The organism is Streptomyces sp. CB03234 (assembly GCF_001905885.1).
Taxonomy (GTDB): domain Bacteria; phylum Actinomycetota; class Actinomycetes; order Streptomycetales; family Streptomycetaceae; genus Streptomyces.
In genome coordinates this window covers 524,001-541,467 of record NZ_LIYH01000006.1, presented here as the reverse complement: position 1 = coordinate 541,467, position 17,467 = coordinate 524,001, and the positions used below count along the sequence as shown (strand labels likewise).

At 71.3% G+C, this 17,467-nt stretch carries 15 protein-coding genes; 6 read left to right on the top strand and 9 right to left on the bottom strand.

Translation table 11 applies throughout. The features are described 5' to 3' along the window. Positions 1–11: 11 nt before the first annotated feature. From AMK26_RS28185 to AMK26_RS28165, 5 genes are all read right to left on the bottom strand, one after another. Positions 12–1,100, bottom strand: a complete 1,089-nt coding sequence (locus AMK26_RS28185) for a GNAT family N-acetyltransferase (protein ID WP_073757667.1) — start codon at positions 1,098–1,100, stop codon at positions 12–14. Between the two features lie 120 nt (positions 1,101–1,220). Then, positions 1,221–1,913, bottom strand: coding sequence for an aspartate/glutamate racemase family protein (locus AMK26_RS28180; protein ID WP_073757665.1), 693 nt, complete (start codon positions 1,911–1,913; stop codon positions 1,221–1,223). A gap of 23 nt (positions 1,914–1,936) precedes the next feature. Then, positions 1,937–3,550, bottom strand: coding sequence for an ABC-F family ATP-binding cassette domain-containing protein (locus tag AMK26_RS28175; protein WP_073757663.1), 1,614 nt, complete (start codon positions 3,548–3,550; stop codon positions 1,937–1,939). Positions 3,551–3,674: 124 nt separating this feature from the next. After that, the gene (locus AMK26_RS28170; RefSeq protein ID WP_073757661.1) at positions 3,675–4,535 is read right to left on the bottom strand and encodes an LLM class F420-dependent oxidoreductase; all 861 of its coding nucleotides are present in this window, start codon (positions 4,533–4,535) and stop codon (positions 3,675–3,677) included. A 57-nt stretch (positions 4,536–4,592) separates the two neighbouring features. Then, on the bottom strand, positions 4,593–5,711 hold the full coding sequence (locus tag AMK26_RS28165; RefSeq protein WP_073757660.1) for a CapA family protein: 1,119 nt from the start codon (positions 5,709–5,711) through the stop codon (positions 4,593–4,595). Positions 5,712–5,845: 134 nt separating this feature from the next. On the opposite strand from AMK26_RS28165, the gene AMK26_RS36810 reads away from it, so the two are divergent. The 5 genes from AMK26_RS36810 to AMK26_RS28145 all read left to right on the top strand — a co-directional run bounded on the left by AMK26_RS36810 (position 5,846) and on the right by AMK26_RS28145 (position 10,336). Continuing rightward, positions 5,846–6,226: a hypothetical protein gene (locus tag AMK26_RS36810; RefSeq protein WP_143608649.1), complete on the top strand. Its 381-nt coding sequence runs from the start codon at positions 5,846–5,848 to the stop codon at positions 6,224–6,226. Continuing rightward, complete coding sequence (locus tag AMK26_RS28160; protein ID WP_073757658.1) at positions 6,136–8,460, top strand: hypothetical protein; 2,325 nt, start codon at positions 6,136–6,138, stop codon at positions 8,458–8,460. Before AMK26_RS36810 ends, AMK26_RS28160 begins: the two co-directional genes overlap by 91 nt. A gap of 28 nt (positions 8,461–8,488) precedes the next feature. Further along, positions 8,489–8,941: a hypothetical protein gene (locus AMK26_RS28155; protein ID WP_073757657.1), complete on the top strand. Its 453-nt coding sequence runs from the start codon at positions 8,489–8,491 to the stop codon at positions 8,939–8,941. A 328-nt stretch (positions 8,942–9,269) separates the two neighbouring features. Further along, entirely contained in the window at positions 9,270–9,761 is a 492-nt protein-coding gene (locus AMK26_RS28150) for a hypothetical protein (RefSeq protein WP_198944178.1), read from the top strand. A gap of 398 nt (positions 9,762–10,159) precedes the next feature. Then, positions 10,160–10,336 carry a hypothetical protein gene (locus tag AMK26_RS28145; protein ID WP_443333194.1) on the top strand — a complete coding sequence of 59 codons (177 nt, stop codon included), beginning with the start codon at positions 10,160–10,162 and terminating at the stop codon, positions 10,334–10,336. A 73-nt stretch (positions 10,337–10,409) separates the two neighbouring features. Here the strand turns inward: AMK26_RS28145 and hutI are convergent, their stop codons facing one another. The 4 genes from hutI to hutU form a co-directional block, all read right to left on the bottom strand. Then, positions 10,410–11,657, bottom strand: a complete 1,248-nt coding sequence (gene hutI / locus AMK26_RS28140; RefSeq protein ID WP_079277862.1) for an imidazolonepropionase — start codon at positions 11,655–11,657, stop codon at positions 10,410–10,412. A gap of 44 nt (positions 11,658–11,701) precedes the next feature. After that, the gene (locus AMK26_RS28135) at positions 11,702–13,036 is read right to left on the bottom strand and encodes a formimidoylglutamate deiminase (RefSeq protein WP_073757651.1); all 1,335 of its coding nucleotides are present in this window, start codon (positions 13,034–13,036) and stop codon (positions 11,702–11,704) included. Beyond that, complete coding sequence (locus AMK26_RS28130) at positions 13,027–14,217, bottom strand: allantoate amidohydrolase (RefSeq protein ID WP_073757873.1); 1,191 nt, start codon at positions 14,215–14,217, stop codon at positions 13,027–13,029. Before AMK26_RS28130 ends, AMK26_RS28135 begins: the two co-directional genes overlap by 10 nt. 98 nt (positions 14,218–14,315) lie before the next feature. Continuing rightward, positions 14,316–15,980 (bottom strand): urocanate hydratase, encoded by a 1,665-nt coding sequence (gene hutU / locus AMK26_RS28125; protein WP_073757649.1) that lies wholly within the window; start codon positions 15,978–15,980, stop codon positions 14,316–14,318. Between the two features lie 133 nt (positions 15,981–16,113). On the opposite strand from hutU, the gene AMK26_RS28120 reads away from it, so the two are divergent. Further along, positions 16,114–17,436: a diaminopimelate decarboxylase gene (locus AMK26_RS28120; protein ID WP_073757647.1), complete on the top strand. Its 1,323-nt coding sequence runs from the start codon at positions 16,114–16,116 to the stop codon at positions 17,434–17,436. The last annotated feature ends 31 nt before the right edge of the window (positions 17,437–17,467 follow it).

The following is a 17,467-nucleotide window of genomic DNA, read 5'->3' as shown; positions in this document are numbered from 1 at the left end:
GAGAGACTCCTTCAGCGGCCGTGGCGCAGTCGGCCGACCCGGTTGAGCGTCTGCTGGGCGTATCCGGCGAGCCGGGGCCGGTTGCGTACGTACCGGTGGGCGCGGCGGCCGGGCTCGCGGCTCAGCCAGTACAGGCCCGCCCGCAGCCCGGGGCGTACGGAGGAGCCTTCGTACACGCGCAGTTCGCCGGTCTTCAGGGCGTCCTTGTACTCGGCGGCGCCCCGCCCCAGGTCGAGCATCCCGATGCCCGCCGCCGCGGCCGCCTCGGCCATGCGGAGGTGGAGGATCAGCCCCGGCGAGAACTTGGCGTAGGCGGGGTCGTACGCCGGGAACCAGCACGACAGGACGGTGCGGGAGCGGAGCCCGAAGTGCGCGGCGACGGGCCGGCCGGCGACGTACAGGACGGACAGGACGCCGGAGCAGCCGGGTGTGCGGGTGGTGTGCAGGCCGTGCACCAGCGTGCTGATCCACTCCCGGGCGAACCGGTCGCGGCGGCCGGTGCGGCGGTACTGGGCGGACTTCCACGCCATGAGCGTGCGCAGCGCGGCGGGGTCGCGCTCGTCGAACACGAAACGGGTGCCGCCGGCCTGCCTGGCGAGGCGGCGCTCCTTGGCGAGGGTGGTCTTGAGGAACTTGGGCGACTGGGCGCGGAGGACGGCTTCGTACGCCGCGTACCCCTCCGCCACGTCGATGACGGGCGAGGCGGACTCCTCGGCGGCGTCCGCGAGAAAGGCCCTCTGCCCGCCCTCCAGGTTGTCGAACTCCCAGGCGGCGAGCCCGCAGCCGCGCAGCAAGTCGCGGGCGCCGATGTCGAGTCCGGCCCGCAGCACCGCCCCCTGGCAGTCGGACACCCCGAGCCCGATGGCCCGGCCGTGCCCCAACGGCCCCTTTTCGTACGGGAAGAAGCCGACCGGTTCGCCGGCCTCCCGGAGGACGGCCACCCGGGCCGCCGGCCGTACCCGGGCCACGGCGAGGGTGAACTCCGGCTCCATGAACGGGTTGGCGGGCGCGCCGGATGTGGCGCGCAGTTCGCGCCAGGCCTCCGTCTCCCGCTGGTCGAGCTCCCCCGGCCTGACGACATGCGTGCGTACAGCGCTCAACTCCGACCCCCCGGTCTCCCCCTGAGTCTTGCCGGTACAGGACGTTACCGGTCGAAATCACTCCGGGACAGGGTCAGTCGCCCATGTAGTGGCGGGAGGGGACCATGTGATCACACGTGATCAAAGGGACAGAGCAGCGGTGACGGCGGCCTCGGCGTGCAGCCGGGTGGTGGGGAAGACCGGCACCGGGCTGTGCTCCTGCCGGATCAGCAGCTCGATCTCGGTGCAACCAAGGACGACTCCCTCCGCCCCGTCGGCCACGAGCTGGTCGATGACCCGCTGGTACGTGGCGCGGGAGTCGTCCTCGACGATGCCGAGGCACAGCTCCTCGTAGATGATCCGGTGCACCTCCGCCCGCCCCTCGGCCTCGGGAACGAGGATGGTGAGCCCGTGCCCGGCGAGCCGGTCGCGGTAGAAGTCCTGCTCCATGGTGAACGCGGTCCCCAGCAGCCCCACCGTCTTCAGGCCCGCCGCGCGTACGGCGTCGGCGGTCGCGTCCCCCAGGTGCAGCAACGGTACGGGCACGGCGTCCTGGACCTGCCCGGCCACCTTGTGCATGGTGTTCGTACAGATCAGCAGCAGGTCCGCCCCGGCGGCCGCCAGCCCCCGCCCGGCCTCGGCGAGCACCTCCCCGGCCTGCTCCCACTCGCCGGAGGCCTGGAGCCGCTCGATGTCGGCGAAGTCGACGGAGTGCAGGATGCACCGGGCGGAGTGCAGCCCGCCGAGGCGCTCACGTACCAGCTCGTTGAGGAGCCGGTAGTACTCCGCGCTGGATTCCCAGCTCATGCCGCCGATCAGTCCGATGGTCTTCATCCGGCCAGGTTGCCATGATCGTCTCACTCGAGGGCGATCAGATCGCCGTAGTCGGCGCTCCACAGGTCCTCGTCGCCGTCCGGGAGGAGCAGGACCCGCTCGGGGCGGAGCGCCTCGACGGCGCCGGTGTCGTGGGTGACCAGCACGATGGCGCCCGGGTAGGCGGAGACGGCCGCGAGGACCTCGTCCCGGGAGGCCGGGTCCAGGTTGTTCGTCGGCTCGTCCAGGAGAAGTACGTTGGCGCCCGAGTGGACCAGGCAGGCGAGGGCGAGCCGGGTCTTCTCGCCGCCGGACAGGACGCCGGCCGGCTTGTCGGCGTCGTCGCCGCCGAACAGGAACGCCCCGAGGACCTGGCGTACCTCCCCGTCCGCCAGGTGCGGGGCGGCGGCCGCCAGGTTGTCGCGGACCGTGCGGGCGGGGTCCAGGGTGTCGTGCTCCTGGTCGAAGTAGCCCAGGCGCAGCCCGTGTCCGCGCACGACCCGGCCCGCGTCGGGTTCCTCCCGGCCGGCGAGGATCTTCATGAGCGTGGACTTGCCCGCGCCGTTGGGGCCGATGACCACCAGGCGGCTGCCCCGGTCGACGGCCAGGTCCACCCCGGTGAGGACCTGATGGGTGCCGTACGCCTTGGTCAGGGACACCGCGCCGAGCGGCATCCGGCCGCAGGGCGCCGGCTGGGGCAGCCGGATACGGGCCACCCTGTCGGTGCGGCGGGCGGGTTCCAGGTCGGCCAGCATCCGGTCGGCCCGGCGCGCCATGTTCTTGGCGGCGGTGGCGGTGGCGACGTGCGCGCGCATCCGGTCGGCCTGGGTGCGCAGCGCGGCCGCCTTGCGCTCGGCGTTGGCCCGCTCGCGGGCACGGCGGCGTTCGCCGGCGGCGCGCTGGGCGAGGTAGGCCCGCCAGCCGGTGTTGTGCACGTCGAGGGCGGCGCGGTGCGGGTCGAGGTGGAAGACCCGGTTCACGGTGGCGGCGAGCAGGTCGGTGTCGTGGCTGATCAGGACGAGCCCGCCCGGGTGGCCGGCCAGGAAGCCGCGCAGCCAGCCGACGGAGTCGGCGTCGAGGTGGTTGGTCGGCTCGTCCAGCAGCAGCGTGTCGTGGCGGGAGAACAGGATCCGGGCCAGCTCCACCCGGCGCCGCTGCCCGCCGGACAGGTCACCGACCGGCTGGTCCAGTACCCGGCCGGGCAGCCCGAGCCCGGCGGCGACCTGGGCGGCCTCGGCCTCGGCGGCGTACCCGCCACGCGCCTGGAACTCGGCCTCGGCGCGGGTGTAGGCGGCCATGGCGCGGTCCAGTTCCTTCGGGGAGGCCCCCGCCATGGCGGCTCCGGACACCCCGGCCTCGGCGGCGCGCAGCTCCCGCACCGCCCGGTCGAGCCCGCGCGCGGACAGGATCCGGTCGGTGACGGTGGTGGCGGGGTCGGCGGCGCGCGGGTCCTGCGCGAGGTGGCCGACCGACCCCGTACGGATGACGTCTCCGGCGGCGGGGCGCGTTTGGCCCGCCAGGATCTTCATGAGGGTGGACTTGCCCGCGCCGTTGCGGCCGACCAGGCCGATACGGTCGCCGGGCGCGATGTGGAAGGAGATGCCGGCCAGCAGCAGCCGGGCGCCGACGCGCACGTCGGCACCACGAACGGTAAGCATGGGTTAACGCTCCGGATAAGCAGAAGGACACACGGGTGGCGTGGGGCGTGTGTCCTGAGCTAGGAGATCCGGGGCGTAGACATGCCGTCCACCGTACGAGACGCCTGCCGCAGGCCGCACCTCATTAAGCGGTCCGCACCTGCCGGGCGAGCTCGGCCAGGTGCCCGAGGGAGACGTCCGTGGAGGGGTCCGGCATGGCGACGACGACGTGGTCGATGCCCTGCTCCGCGAGCTCCCCGCACCGCTCGACGCTCTCCCCTATGGACTGCCCTTCGGGCACCCGCATATGGAGGGTCTTCTCGATCGCCTCATAGGGCCGCCCTTCCGCCTCGCAGTGCGCGCGCAGCACTCCGAGCTTGTGGGGGATGTCGGCGCCGTAGAAGAGGTTGCAGGCGTCGCCGTACCGGGCGACCAGCCGCAGCGTCTTCCTCTCGCCGCTGCCGCCGATGAGGATCGGCGGGTGGGGCCGGGAGAGGACCTGCGGGGAGTTGAGGGTGCGTTGCAGGTGGTAGTGCTTCCCTTCGTACGGGGCGTCCCCCTCGCCCCACATCCGCTTGGCGATCCGCAGCGTCTCCTCCAGCCGCTCGAACCGCTCGGCGACCGGCGGGAGCCGGAACCCGAGCCCCCGGTGCTCCTCCTCGTGGAACCCGGCCCCGATCCCGAGCACGGCCCGCCCGCCGGAGAGGACGTCCAGGGTGGTCACCTGCTTCACCAGCAGGCCCGGCTGTCGGTACGTCACGCCCGTGACGAGTGTCCCGAGGGTGACGCGGTGGGTGAGGGCGGCCGCGTACGACAGGGCGCTGTAGGCCTCCAGCATGGGGTCCTCGGCGACACCGAAGTTCGGTATCTGGAAGAAGTGGTCCATCACCCAGAAGCTGTCGAGCCCGGCCTCCTCCGCGCCGCGCGCGACGCCGGCGAAACGTGCCGCGATGGCGGCGTCGCCACCGGGCCACACGAACCGGGGACAGGTCAGACCGAGCTTCACAGCAGCCTCCAGGGCAAACAAAAACAGCCTGCCGGGTCGGCAGGCTGCTGGCGGGATTCAGCGGGAGCGTACGACGAGCGCACCCTCCGCGTCCAGGTCCACGCGTACGCCGAAGCCACGGCTGACGCGGTCCAGCGTGCCCCGCAGCCACTCGCGGTCCTCGCGCGAGGCGTGGTGCAGGCGCATGCGGCGGGCCCGCATCGGCACGATCCGTACGGCGGGCGGTGCGACGGATCCCGGCTCCACGGTCACCAGGTACAGCGGCCGGAGGTCGTCCCGGTAGTGCTCGTAGCCGGTGATCCCCTCGTAGTCGTCGATGAAGTCGCCGCAGCCGTAGAGGACGAGCCCGTTCCGGTACAGCTCCAGGGGGCGGGGGTGGTGCGAGGAGTGCCCGTGTACGACGTCGACGCCACCGTCGATCAGCGCGTGCGCGAACCGGACCTGGTCGCGCCCGACGGCGTATCCCCAGTTGGAGCCCCAGTGGACGCTGACGACCACCACGTCACCGGGCCGCTGGACCGCCCGTACACGGTGGATGACGTCGGCCGCGGCCTGGTACGTGGCCTCCGGCACGAAGGCGACGCCGGGCCGGGCGGCGGTGGCGGCCCAGCCGGGCGGGATGCCACTGGACTCCATCCCGAAGGCCACCACCACGACCCGGCGGGCGCCCAGGTCGACGACCGCGGGCCGCCACGCCTCCTCCAGGTTTCGCCCCGCCCCCACGTACCGCAGGCCCGCCCCTGCCAAGGCGTCGAGCGTCTCCTCCAGCCCCCGGCGCCCGAAGTCCAGCACGTGGTTGTTGGCCAGCACGCACACATCGGGCCGTGCGGCGACCAGGCACGGCAGGTTCTGCGGGTGCATCCGGTAGTGCACCTCCTTCCCGGCCGCGAACACCCCGTCGCCCGTGACGCTCGTCTCCAGGTTCACCACCCGCACGTCCACCCCGGCGCCGCCGGCCTCGTCGAGCACCCGCAGGGCGTCCCCCCACGGCCACGCGAACCCGACGGGCCGCGGAATCGGCCCGTTCGCCGCCTCGGCCAACTCCACATAGGCCCGGGCGTCCCTGATGTACGCCTCCCGCAGGGCCGGGTCCCCGGGGTGCGGCAGCACCTGATCGACCCCACGGCCGAGCATCACGTCGCCGCAGAGGAACAGCGTCACCGCGCGGGCGGTCATGGTTCCAGGTTAGGTCGAGACTGGCGTGATTGCTGATTGCACCTGTGACGACCAAGTTGATAGCCATGTCGTACACATGATCCATTCGACAGGTGCGTCATCAGCCTGTCTTAAGGACCGCGGGGGAACGAGAGTTGAGCAACGACGCACCGGTCGACCCGGCCGAGGTCCCGGAGTTCACCGGCGACCCAGTGGTACTCGACGCGAAGGTGAAGGCGCTGTCCGGCGCGGGGGTGAAGATATCCACCGCCGCCGGTGACGTCCACACCTCCTTCGGCGGCCTCCGCTCCTTCTACAAGGCGCCGGAGGCGGAGCAGCTGTTCGCCACTACGCGGCCGGTCCAGGACAAGGCACTTGAGATCGCATCGGACCTGTCCGTCATCGCGGGCGCACTGGTACGTACGCGAACGACATCCGCCCGCTGGTGGCAAGGCTGGAGCAACTGCGCAACGATGCCCAGAACTTCCGCGCCGAGATCGCCGACGACGACAAGTGGCGCGAGGACGGCGACCTGACGGACGAGAACCTCGACCGCCGTAACGAGATCGCCGAGGTCTGGACCCAGTTCCAGGAAGCGGAACGAGCCTGCTACGACAAGATTGTCGCCCTGGTCGGCGGCACACCGCTCAGGGTCGACGACGGATCCCACCAGCCGGGCATGTACGGCTACGACGCCGAGACCCTCAAGCAGGTCGAGAGCCTGCCGTGGGGCGACGCGGTCACGGAGTCGACCCCGGGGTGGCAGGTGTGGGAGCACGCCGGAGACTTCTTGGAGGGATTCTTCGTCGACGGTGTGTGGGGGACCATCACGAGCCTGGGCACCCTGGTGGGCGTCCACGGCTGGGACGAGGCCGGGCAGGCGTGGAAGGGCCTGGGGATGGTCGTCACGGGAGTGGCGATCAGCTCGGTCCCGGTGGTGGGTTCGTGGTACGCCTCGGCGCGGGACGACCAACTCCCCTCTTGGCTACGGGAATCCCGTACGGCGATGAAGGAGACCGGCAAGGCGTTCCTCGCCTGGGACCAGTGGGAGGAGAACCCGGCCCGGGCCGGCGGCACGGTCACCTGGAACGTGTTCAGCACCGTCTTCACGGCCGGTGCGGGGGGTGCGGTGTCGGGCACGGGAAAGGCCGGAATGGCCGCCAAGGCGATCTCCTTCGCGGGCAAGGCGGGCAGGGCCCTCGACCCGACGACGTACCTCCTCAAAGGCGCCACCGCGAGCATGTCCAAGATCGGCGACGTCCTGGCCGGCCTGCGCGGCATGAGCAACGTCGACATCAGCCTCCCGCCCGGCGCGGTCGAACTCCCCGCCGGCGCCACCGTCCTCCCCGACGGAACGTTACGCCTCCCCGATGGGGCGGACGTCCCCCCGGGTGTCATCGAGGTCCCCCGGGGCACGGTCCGCCTCCCGGACGGCACCCCGGTCCCCCCGGGCGCGATCGACTTCGGCGACGGCATGGTCCGCCTCCCGGAGGGCACCCCGCCACCGGCCGGCGCCGTGCCCGTCCCCGAGGGCACCCTCAAGGTCACCGACGGCACCATCGCCCTCCCCGAAGGCACCGCCAAACTCACCGACCCCCACGGCAACACCGTCTACCTCGACCCCAAGGGCAACTTGTACGACGCGGACGGCACCCTCCTCCAACGCGCCGCCGACGCCAAGAAGGAGCAGCCTCCCGCCTCCGCCGCAGGCGCGGACACGTCCCGCGCCGACACCCCGGCCAGGCAACCGGCCCTGGTCGGCGCGGCCTCGGACGGCAGCCTGCGGGTGGGGGACAGCCTGAGCGACCCGGGCCGCTTCGCCGACGACCTCCCCACCCGCGCACCGGAGGCCCCGTCCGGCCCCACGGCCCAGGCGGGCGACAACCGCCCTGGCGGCGGCGTGGCAGGCAACATCCCGTCGAACACGCTGAATCACACCCCGCCAGCGGGAAGCCGCCCCGGTGAAGGCACCAACCAATCCGATGGCAACCTGGGTGGGGGCACCTTGGGCCCCCGCGGTAACACGCCGGAACTTGACGGTCCTGACCGCCCTGGGAGTGCCGCATCCAGCGGTACGGGCCGCAACGGCGATGACGTGGTCCGACAGCGTATGCCGGACGATGAGGCCGGGGAAGGCATCGAGACGGAGGCTGTCAATAATGCTGCGGGCGACCGGCCGGACACCGGTGAAGGTGGCGTCACTGACAAACCAGACAGCGACAATCCGTACGATGGGCAGGAACCGGACTACACCAGGCCGAACCTACTGCCTGCCGATGGCCCACTCACACTCAGGGATGTGCGGAACACCCGTCCTCACGAGGAGCGATGGAAGCGCGGTGAGGAATTGCATCGTCAGATGTGGGGTGGCGACCCAGAACGCCCCTACCCGGTCCCCACGAACAATGACCCACGATATCCCGTGACGCGTACCGGCGGGCGCAAGGTGGACGTCCCGGTGGACCTGCCGGACGGACGTACGGTCGCCGTTGAGGTGAAGACGTACGGCCCTTACCGCACCATCACCTTGAACGACGGTTCCCAGAAGACGATCAAGAATGAGGTCCCGCTCAATAAAGCAATCAAGGAACAGATCCATAAGGACATAGCCTTGAGGCGAATTGTTCCCGGTTATGACCCGCGCTGGGCCTTCACCCACGCCGGACCGTCAGCCGAGCTCCGCGCCTACTTGAAGAAAGCGAACATAATTTTTCTCGAATACGGACCAGCACCCAAGAAAGACAAATGGGACAAGCCGAGGGTTAAGTAGCACCTCAACCCTCACGAAAGGTGAGCGAATGCAGAACAGGACGCCGGACGAAGCAGCCGCGGAAGTCGCGGAATGGGCAGAAGGGGCTCACCGCAACGCCCTAGGGCTCGCAACGATGCTCGGTGTCACGGCCGAGCAGTACACGCGCGATCCATTGGCCTTGCTACCTGGCCTGCAGAACTACGTCGACCGCCTACCACTTGGCGAATTCGAGCAGTCGGACTGGATCACGCTCCACACGGACCTGACGTCCTACCTTGGCGACCTTCTGGTGCATCGCCATGATGCCACGTGGATGAAGATGACCGACGAGAGCTCACCCGCTGGGTATCGCTTCGTCATCGCAGCCGAGGGACACGACGGGGGGATCCATCACGTGGAGCCGTATGACGTAGTAATGGAGGAATTCGAAAACCTTCCAGTCGAAATTGCGCGCATGATCGCGAACGCGGAAGTTTCATTGCATGTCATACAGCTCTGATGAGCTGCACGAGTGAGATGTCCGGCGTTTGAAGGCACCGGGGAAGTCGCCGAATGTCAGGCTGCGACTGATCAGCCTGGATGACTGGATCGCGGCCGCCGAACCGATCGGGACGGCCGTGGGCAACGCCTCCCTGTAGCGGCGCGCGCTGCGGACTGCACCACAGCGTGCGACAGCCTTTCAAGGTTACGTACTCACGCGGCGACCAGTCCGACTTCGCTCGGACTTTCGTCCGCCCGTCCATTCTCCTGTATTCGTCCCGGAGTTCACTCATGAACACCCCCTCCTCCTATCCCGCCCCACCGTCGACCGGTGGCGGCCCCACGGCATGCCGACGCAGCACCCCACGCCCCAGAGCTACGGGACGCCGCCGGCTCATGGCTGGCCCGCGCAGTCCTCGCTTCCGACGTACACCAACCCCGTCGCCAATCACGCATGTCGGATCTGCGGCGGCTACCCCACCGTCGATACTTCCGTCCGAGCGCACCAGGGCGTGCTCATCGTGATGCGCTTCCAGAAATTCGACGGCCCCTTCTGCCGCCAGTGCGGGATCGCCCTCGTACGACTGACGACGACCCAGACCCTGTGGCAGGGCTGGTGGAGCCCTTTCTCACTCGTACTCTTCACCCCGTTCACGCTGCTCTGGAACCTGATCGCCCACCGCCGTTTCAGCCGACTGGCACCGGCCGCTCCCATGCAGGGGCGCACGAGTCCGGACGAAGGACAGCCGGTGCACCGGCAGCCGTTGGCCTACGTCGCGCTGATTCCGATCATCTGGGCCGTGTGCTTCATAACGGCAATGGTCACGCGCTCTGCGTGATGATCTCTTAGGCGGCGGGCACGCCCGGTTGCCATCGGCTCTTGCGGGCGTGCACCGATAAAAGGCGCGAGGCGCGTTGAGCTCTTCGCGGGCTCCGGCACCGGAGAGCACGGCCGCTTCCCCTGTCATGCCGCAGCTATCACACCAGTATCGGAGCCGGGAGTTGTGGGCGACTTGGGACACCCCTATGCGACAGCTGGAGGCAGGAAGCGTCCCATGCCGCCCACAACCCGGAGGTCAATAAGCTGGACCGCACCCTCCAGCGGGCGCTGTCATCAGCAGGATGGCCACGCGGGTAGCGGTTCCGTCAGTCAGCGGGGGCCGCCCCACAGGCCTGCCAAGCGGGCGCGAGCGACGCGACGCGGGCGGCGGGCGCCCGGCAGCCCGCGTGGATGTGCGTGCGCTGCCATCGGGTCACCGCCACTCCGGTCCTCGTGTCGGAGGTGCAGTCCGGCTCGGGTCCCGGCTTCAACGTCTACGGCTGCCCGGACTGCGCCCCGTCCTTCCCGAAGCTGCCCACCGCACTCGACCTGCACGCGACCGGTTGGCACGACTGCGCGGACGACGATCTCTGAGCAGCGGCGGGGAAGGCAGTCGGCCAGGGCGTAGACCCCGGGACGCGGCGCCGGGGGCTACGGGCAGCGGGGGTCAGAGGACGCGGTCGCCGCGCTGCCAGACCGCGGAGGCCAGCGGGACGCCTGGGCGGTAGGCGAGGTGGACGTGGGAGGGGGCGTCGAGGAGGGTGAGGTCGGCGCGGGCACCGGGGGTGAGGCGGCCGATGTCGGTGCGGCGGAGGGCGGCGGCGCCGCCGGCCGTGGCGGACCAGAGGGCCTCGTTGGGGGTCATGCCCATGTCGCGTACCGCCAGGGCGATGCAGAACGGCATGGAGGAGGTGAAGGACGAGCCCGGGTTGCAGTCCGTGGAGAGGGCGACCGTTACGCCGGCGTCGAGGAGGCGGCGGGCGTCGGGCCATTCGGCGCGGGTGGAGAACTCGGCGCCGGGGAGGAGGGTGGCGACGGTACGGCCACTGGCGAGGGCGTCCACGTCGGCTTGGGTCAGGTGCGTGCAGTGGTCGGCGCTCGCCGCGTCGAGTTCGACCGCGAGCTGGACGCCGGGGCCGTACGACAGCTGGTTGGCGTGGATGCGCGGGTGCAGGCCGTGCGCCTTGCCTGCGGTGAGGATCGCGCGGGCCTGGTCGCCGTCGAAGGCGCCGTTCTCGCAGAACACGTCGATCCAGCGGGCGTACGGGGCGCAGGCCTTCAGCATCGGGCCGGTGACGAGGTCGACGTACCCGGCGGGGTCGTCGGCGTAGTCGGGCGACACGATGTGCGCGCCGAGGTAGGTGACCTCGTCGGTGTGGCGGGAGGCGATGCGCAGCGCGCGGGCCTCGTCCTCGACGGTGAGGCCGTAGCCGGACTTGGTCTCGAAGGTGGTCGTGCCCTGGCGCAGCGCCTCGCGCAGGTAGCGGGTGACGTTGGCCTCGAGTGCCTCGTCGGTGGCGGCGCGGGTGGCGGCGACCGTGGTGCGGATGCCGCCGGCGGCGTACGGCTGCCCGGACATGCGGGCGTTGAACTCGGCGGTGCGGTCGCCCGCGAAGGCCAGGTGGGAGTGGGAGTCGACGAACCCGGGGATGACGGCCCGGCCACCGGCGTCGACCCGATTGTCAGTGGCGGGTGCTTTGCTTGTTTCACCGATCCAGGCGATGCGGTCGCCGTCGATGACGACTGCCGCGCCCTGGATCAGACCGAGGGGGGATCCGTCACCGAGGGAGGGGTCGTTGGTGACCAGGCTGGCGATGTTGGTGATGACGGTGGCCGTCGCCGCGACGGTGCTGTTCGCCGTCGCGGGGGCGGCTGTCGCCGGGGGGTTGTTCGTCGTGTCGGGGCCGCTGTTCATGCTGTTCATGGTGAGGGGTGTCTCCTTCAGCGGTTCCAGCCGCTTCAGCGGTGCAGCGCGGCGATCGAGTCCTTCAGGGCTCGGGGTACGTCGGGGATCAGGCAGTGGGCTCCGTCCCGTACGACGTGTCGCCCGCCCACGACCGTATGGCGCACATCCGCTGCCGACGCGGCGAATACCGCTGTCTCAGCTGCCAGACGCGGCACCGGTCCCGCTGTCCTGACCGTGTCGAGGGCGATCGTCGTGAAGTCGGCGAGCGCCCCGGTTTCGAGGCGGCCGGCGTCCGGCCACCCGAGTGCGGCGTGCCCGTCGGCGGTGGCGGCGCGCAGGAGCGCGGCTGCCGTCCAGTGGCCGCGGGTGCGGGAGCGGAGGCGCTCGTCGAGTTCCATCGCCCGTGCCTCTTCCAGCAGGTCGATCACCGCGTGGCTGTCGCTGCCCAGCGACAGGGGCGAGCCGGCCCGCTGGAGGGCGACGGCCGGGCCGATGCCGTCCGCGAGGTCCCGTTCGGTGGTCGGGCACATGCACGTGCCGGTGCCGGTGCCGCCGAGCAGGGCGATGTCCTCGTCGGTGAGGTGGGTGTTGTGGACGCCGGTGGTGCGCGGTCCGAGTACGCCGTGGTCGGCGAGCAGCCGGGTCGGGGTGCAGCCGTGGGCGGCCAGGCAGGCGTCGTTCTCGGCCGTCTGCTCGGAGAGGTGGACGTGCAGGGGAGCCTGCCGGTCGGCGGCCCACTGGGCGACCGTGGACAGCTGGTCGGCGGGGACGGCACGTACGGAGTGGACGGCCGCGCCGATACGGACGCCGTCCCGGTCCTTGAGGAGGGAGGCACGCACCGCCCAGGCCTCGGCCGTGCCGTCGGAGAAGCGCAGCTGGTGCGGCTCGGGCGCGGCGCCGAACCCGGAGGACAGGTACGCCGTGTCGAGCAGCGTGATGCGGATGCCCGCCTCGCCGGCCGCCGCGATCAGCGCCTCGCCCATGGCGTTGGGGTCGGCGTACGGGGTGCCTCCGGGCGCGTGGTGGAGGTAGTGGAACTCGCCGACCGCCGTGATGCCGGCCAGCGCCATCTCCGCGTACACGGCGCGGGCGAGCGCGAAGTAGGTGTCGGGCGTCAGGCGGGAGGCGACCTGGTACATGACCTCGCGCCAGGTCCAGAAGGTGCCGGAGCCGACCTGGACGGTGCCGCGCAGGGCCCGGTGGAAGGCGTGGCTGTGGGCGTTGGCCAGCCCGGGGACGGTCAGGCCGCGCAAGGGCACGGCGCCCTGCGGCGGGGTGTCGACGCCGGGGCGTACGGCGGTGATGCGGCCGTCCGTCACGTCGAGGGCGACGCCCGGCTCGACGTGGGTGCCGAGCCAGGCGTGTTCGCACCAGTAGGTCAGCCGCACGCCAGGCCCTCCAGTACGTCGGCGAGTGCGTGGACGCCGGCCACGCAGTCGTCCTCGGCCGCGTACTCGGCCGGGGAGTGGGAGACGCCCGTGGGGTTACGGACGAACAGCATGGCGGTGGGAATGGAGGCCGACAGGATACCCGCGTCGTGGCCGGCGCCGGTGCCGAGGACCGGGACCTGGCCGCCGAGGATCTTGGCGATCTCGTCCCGCAGCGCGTGCTCGAACTCGACGACGGGGGTGAAGGATTCGCGTACGACGGTGAGGTCGATGCCCTGGCGGGTGGCCGCCTCGTGGGCGGCCGCCTCGATACCCGACACGACCGTGTCCAGCGTCGCCTGGTCGGCGGCGCGGGAGTCGAGCCAGCCGCGTACGAGGGAGGGGATGGCGTTGACGCCGTTCGGCTCGACCGCGATCTTGCCGAAGGTGGCGACGGCTCCGGCGAGTTCCGCCTCGCGGCGGGCGGCCAGGACCGTTTCGGCGTACGTCAGCATCGGGTCGCGCCGGTCGGCGAGCCGGGTGGTGCCGGCGTGGTTGGCCTCGCCGTGGAAGTCGTACCGCCAGCGGCCGTGCGGCCAGATGGCGGAGGCGATACCGACCGCGTCCCCGGTCAGGTCGAGGGCGCGGCCCTGCTCGACGTGCAGCTCGACGAACGCGCCGATACGGGCCAGACGCTCCGGGTCCGGGCCGATGGCCTCCGGGTCGTACCCGGCGGCCTCCATGGCCTGCGGGAGGGTGACGCCGTCGGCGTCGCGCAGCGCGTACGCCGCCTCCTTCGTCAGCTGCCCGGCCGTGAGTCGGGAGCCGACGCAGGCGAGACCGAAGCGGGCGCCCTCCTCGTCACCGAAGTTGGTGATGGCCAGCGGACGACGGAACTCCACTCCCCTGTGGCGGAGTTCGTCGAGCGCGGCGAAGGAGGAGACGACACCCAGCGGGCCGTCGAAGGCGCCGCCGTCCGGGACGGAGTCCAGGTGCGAGCCGGTGACGACGGCGTCCTCGCCGAGGGGGTCGCCGAGCCAGGCCCACTGGTTGCCGTTGCGGTCGGTCTCGTAGGTGAGCCCGCGCGCCTCGGCCTGCTCCTGGAACCAGGTACGGCAGTCGGCGTCGGCGCCGGTCCAGGCGTGGCGGCGGTAGCCTCCGCTGCCCTGGTGGCGGCCGATGGGCGCGAGGTCGGCCCACATGGTGTGGAACGAGGCGCCCCCGGCGGCCGTGGATACGGCTTCGTCGGCGACCGCACGCCGGTGGTCCGGGGGTGCGCCCACGAACTCGTCGTTCCCGGTCACGACTGGTCACCCTCGCGCATCGGGATGCGGACGCCGCGCTCGTCGGCGACGGACTCCGCGCGGTCGTAGCCCGCGTCGACGTGGCGGATGACGCCCATGCCCGGGTCGTTGGTGAGGACGCGGCGGATCTTCTCGCCCGCGAGCGGGGTGCCGTCGGCGACCGTGACCTGGCCGGCGTGGATGGAGCGGCCCATGCCGACGCCGCCGCCGTGGTGGATGGAGACCCAGGAGGCGCCGGAGGCGACGTTCACCATGGCGTTGAGGAGCGGCCAGTCGGCGATGGCGTCGGAGCCGTCCAGCATGGCCTCGGTCTCGCGGTACGGGGAGGCCACGGAGCCGCAGTCGAGGTGGTCGCGGCCGATGGCGAGGGGGGCGGACAGCTCGCCGGAGGCGACCATGTCGTTGAAGCGCTCACCGGCGCGGTCCCGCTCGCCGTAGCCGAGCCAGCAGATGCGGGCGGGCAGGCCCTGGAAGTGGACGCGTTCGCCGGCCATCTTGATCCAGCGGGCCAGCGACTCGTTCTCGGGGAAGAGGTCGAGGATGGCCTTGTCGGTCTTGTGGATGTCGGCGGCGTCGCCGGACAGGGCGGCCCAGCGGAAGGGGCCCTTGCCCTCGCAGAACAGGGGCCGGATGTAGGCGGGTACGAAGCCGGGGAAGGCGAACGCCCGGTCGTAGCCGGCGAGCCGCGCCTCGCCGCGGATGGAGTTGCCGTAGTCGAAAACCTCGGCGCCGGCGTCCATGAAGCCGACCATGGCCTCCACGTGCCGGGCCATCGACTCCCGGGCGCGCTGGGTGAAGTCGGCGGGCTTCTCGGCCGCGTAGGACGCCATGTCGTCGAAGTCGACGCCGAGCGGGAGGTAGGAGAGGGGGTCGTGGGCGGAGGTCTGGTCGGTGACGATGTCGATGGGGGCGTTCATCGCGAGCAGCTGCGGGACCAGGTCGGCGGCGTTGCCCAGCACGCCGATGGAGAGCGGGCGGCGGGCGTCGCGGGCCTCGACGGCGAGGGACAGCGCGTGGTCGAGGGAGTCGGCGCGGACGTCCAGGTACCGGTGCTCGATGCGGCGCTCGATGGCGCGCGGGTCGCAGTCGATGCAGATGGCGACGCCGTCGTTCATGGTGACGGCGAGCGGCTGGGCGCCGCCCATGCCGCCGAGGCCGGCGGTGAGGGTGATCGTCCCGGCCAGGGTGCCGTGGAACTTCTTGGCGGCGACGGCGGCGAACGTCTCGTACGTGCCCTGCAGGATCCCCTGCGTACCGATGTAGATCCACGACCCGGCCGTCATCTGGCCGTACATGGTCAGGCCCAGCTGTTCCAGCCGCCGGAACTCCTCCCAGTTCGCCCAGTCGCCGACCAGGTTGGAGTTGGCGATCAGGACGCGCGGCGCCCACTCGTGGGTCTGCATGACGCCGACGGGGCGGCCGGACTGGACGAGCATCGTCTCGTCCTGCTTGAGCGTCCGCAGCGTACGGACCATCGCGTCGAAGGAGCGCCAGTCGCGGGCGGCCTTGCCGGTGCCGCCGTAGACGACGAGCTTGTCGGGGTGCTCGGCAACCTCGGGGTCGAGGTTGTTCTGCAGCATCCGCAGGGCGGCCTCCTGCTGCCATCCCAGGGCGCTCAGTTCCGTACCGCGCGGGGCCCGTACGGGGCGGGGTCCTGACATGGGGATGCCTCCTCGGTCACACAGGGACGACTGCGACTGCGTCGCTTGCAGAATCGGATATTCACATCTTGGCGCGATGAATAGATGTAGTCAACGGCTGCGGCGCCGGACACCGGATGATTGGCTGGAGAACATGGCTTCAGACCGTCGTGATCAGGCCGTACGAGCCGCCGTCGACCAAGCCCTCCTCACCGGGACCGAACCCGTCGCCGCCCTCCTCGACGTCGCCGGCGTCCGCGCCTCCGCCGCCGCCCTCCGCGCCGCCTTCGCGGACGTCACCGACGCGCCCGTCCTGCACGCCTTCGCCGTCAAGGCGTCCCCGCTCGTCCCCGTCCTGCGCCTGCTGTACGAGGCGGGCCTCGGCGCCGAGGTCGCGAGCCCCGGAGAGCTGGCCCTGGCCCGCGCGGCCGGCGTACCGCCGGAGCGGACCGTCCTCGACTCCCCCGCCAAGACCCCCGCCGAGCTGCGCGAGGCACTCGCCCTCGGGATCGCCGTCAACGCCGACAACCACCAGGAACTGGACCGTATCGGCGCCCTGTTCCAGCAGGCCCCGACCGCCTCCCCGCTCGGGCTGCGCGTCAACCCGCAGATCGGCGGCGGCACCATCGAGGCTCTGTCCACCGCCACCGCCACCTCCAAGTTCGGCATCGCGCTGCGCGACGAGGGCGCCCGCGCCCACGTCGTACGGACCTACCTCGACCGCCCCTGGCTCACCCGGCTGCACACCCACTCCGGCTCCCAGGGCGTGCCGCTGTCCCTGCTCGTCACCGGCATCAGGGAGGTGTACGAGCTCGCCGAGGAGATCAACGCGGCCGCCGGGCACCGCCAGGTCGACACCATCGACATCGGCGGCGGGCTGCCGGTGAACTTCGCGTCCGACGAGGAGACCCCGACGTACGCGGAGTACGCCCGGCTGCTGGCCGCCGAGGTGCCGGGGCTGTTCGACGGACGCTACGGCCTGGTCACCGAGTTCGGCCGGTCGCTGCTGGCCAAGCACGGCACGGTCCTGGCCCGCGTCGAGTACACCAAGACGTCCGGTTCCCGGCCCATCGCCGTCACGCACGCGGGCGTCCAGGTCGCCACCCGTACGGTCTACGACCCCGTCTCCTGGCCGCTGCGGATCGCCGCGTACGACGCCAAGGGGCTGCCCAAGACGGGCGGCCCGGCCGTCGACCAGGACGTGGCCGGACCGGCCTGCTTCGCGGGCGACCTGCTGGCCGTGAAACGCCCGCTGCCGCTGCTCGAACCGGGCGACATCGTGGCCGCGCTCGACACCGGGGCGTACTACTTCGCGCACCACTACGCGTACAACTCCCTCGCCCGGCCGGGGGTGTACGGCTTCGTCACGGATGACGACGGGTCGGTCCGGTTCGCGACCGTACGACCGCCGCAGACCGTCGACGAGATCGTCGCGGAGGCAGGCGGCGGACGCCCGGACGTGCTGCTCATGGAGTGAAAGGGGCATCTCCCCCGGCGGCCAGGGCAGA

Excerpts from the sequence above, each read along its gene's own strand:
- hutU (WP_073757649.1), bottom strand. The coding sequence starts at position 15,980 with ATGTCAGGACCCCGCCCCGTACGGGCCCCGCGCGGTACGGAACTGAGC.
- hutI (WP_079277862.1), bottom strand. The coding sequence starts at position 11,657 with ATGAACAGCGGCCCCGACACGACGAACAACCCCCCGGCGACAGCCGCC.
- AMK26_RS28165 (WP_073757660.1), bottom strand. The coding sequence starts at position 5,711 with ATGACCGCCCGCGCGGTGACGCTGTTCCTCTGCGGCGACGTGATGCTC.
- AMK26_RS28155 (WP_073757657.1), top strand. The coding sequence starts at position 8,489 with ATGCAGAACAGGACGCCGGACGAAGCAGCCGCGGAAGTCGCGGAATGG.
- AMK26_RS28120 (WP_073757647.1), top strand. The coding sequence starts at position 16,114 with ATGGCTTCAGACCGTCGTGATCAGGCCGTACGAGCCGCCGTCGACCAA.
- AMK26_RS28150 (WP_198944178.1), top strand. The coding sequence starts at position 9,270 with ATGCCGACGCAGCACCCCACGCCCCAGAGCTACGGGACGCCGCCGGCT.
- AMK26_RS28130 (WP_073757873.1), bottom strand. The coding sequence starts at position 14,217 with ATGTGGGCCGACCTCGCGCCCATCGGCCGCCACCAGGGCAGCGGAGGC.
- AMK26_RS28180 (WP_073757665.1), bottom strand. The coding sequence starts at position 1,913 with ATGAAGACCATCGGACTGATCGGCGGCATGAGCTGGGAATCCAGCGCG.
- AMK26_RS28175 (WP_073757663.1), bottom strand. The coding sequence starts at position 3,550 with ATGCTTACCGTTCGTGGTGCCGACGTGCGCGTCGGCGCCCGGCTGCTG.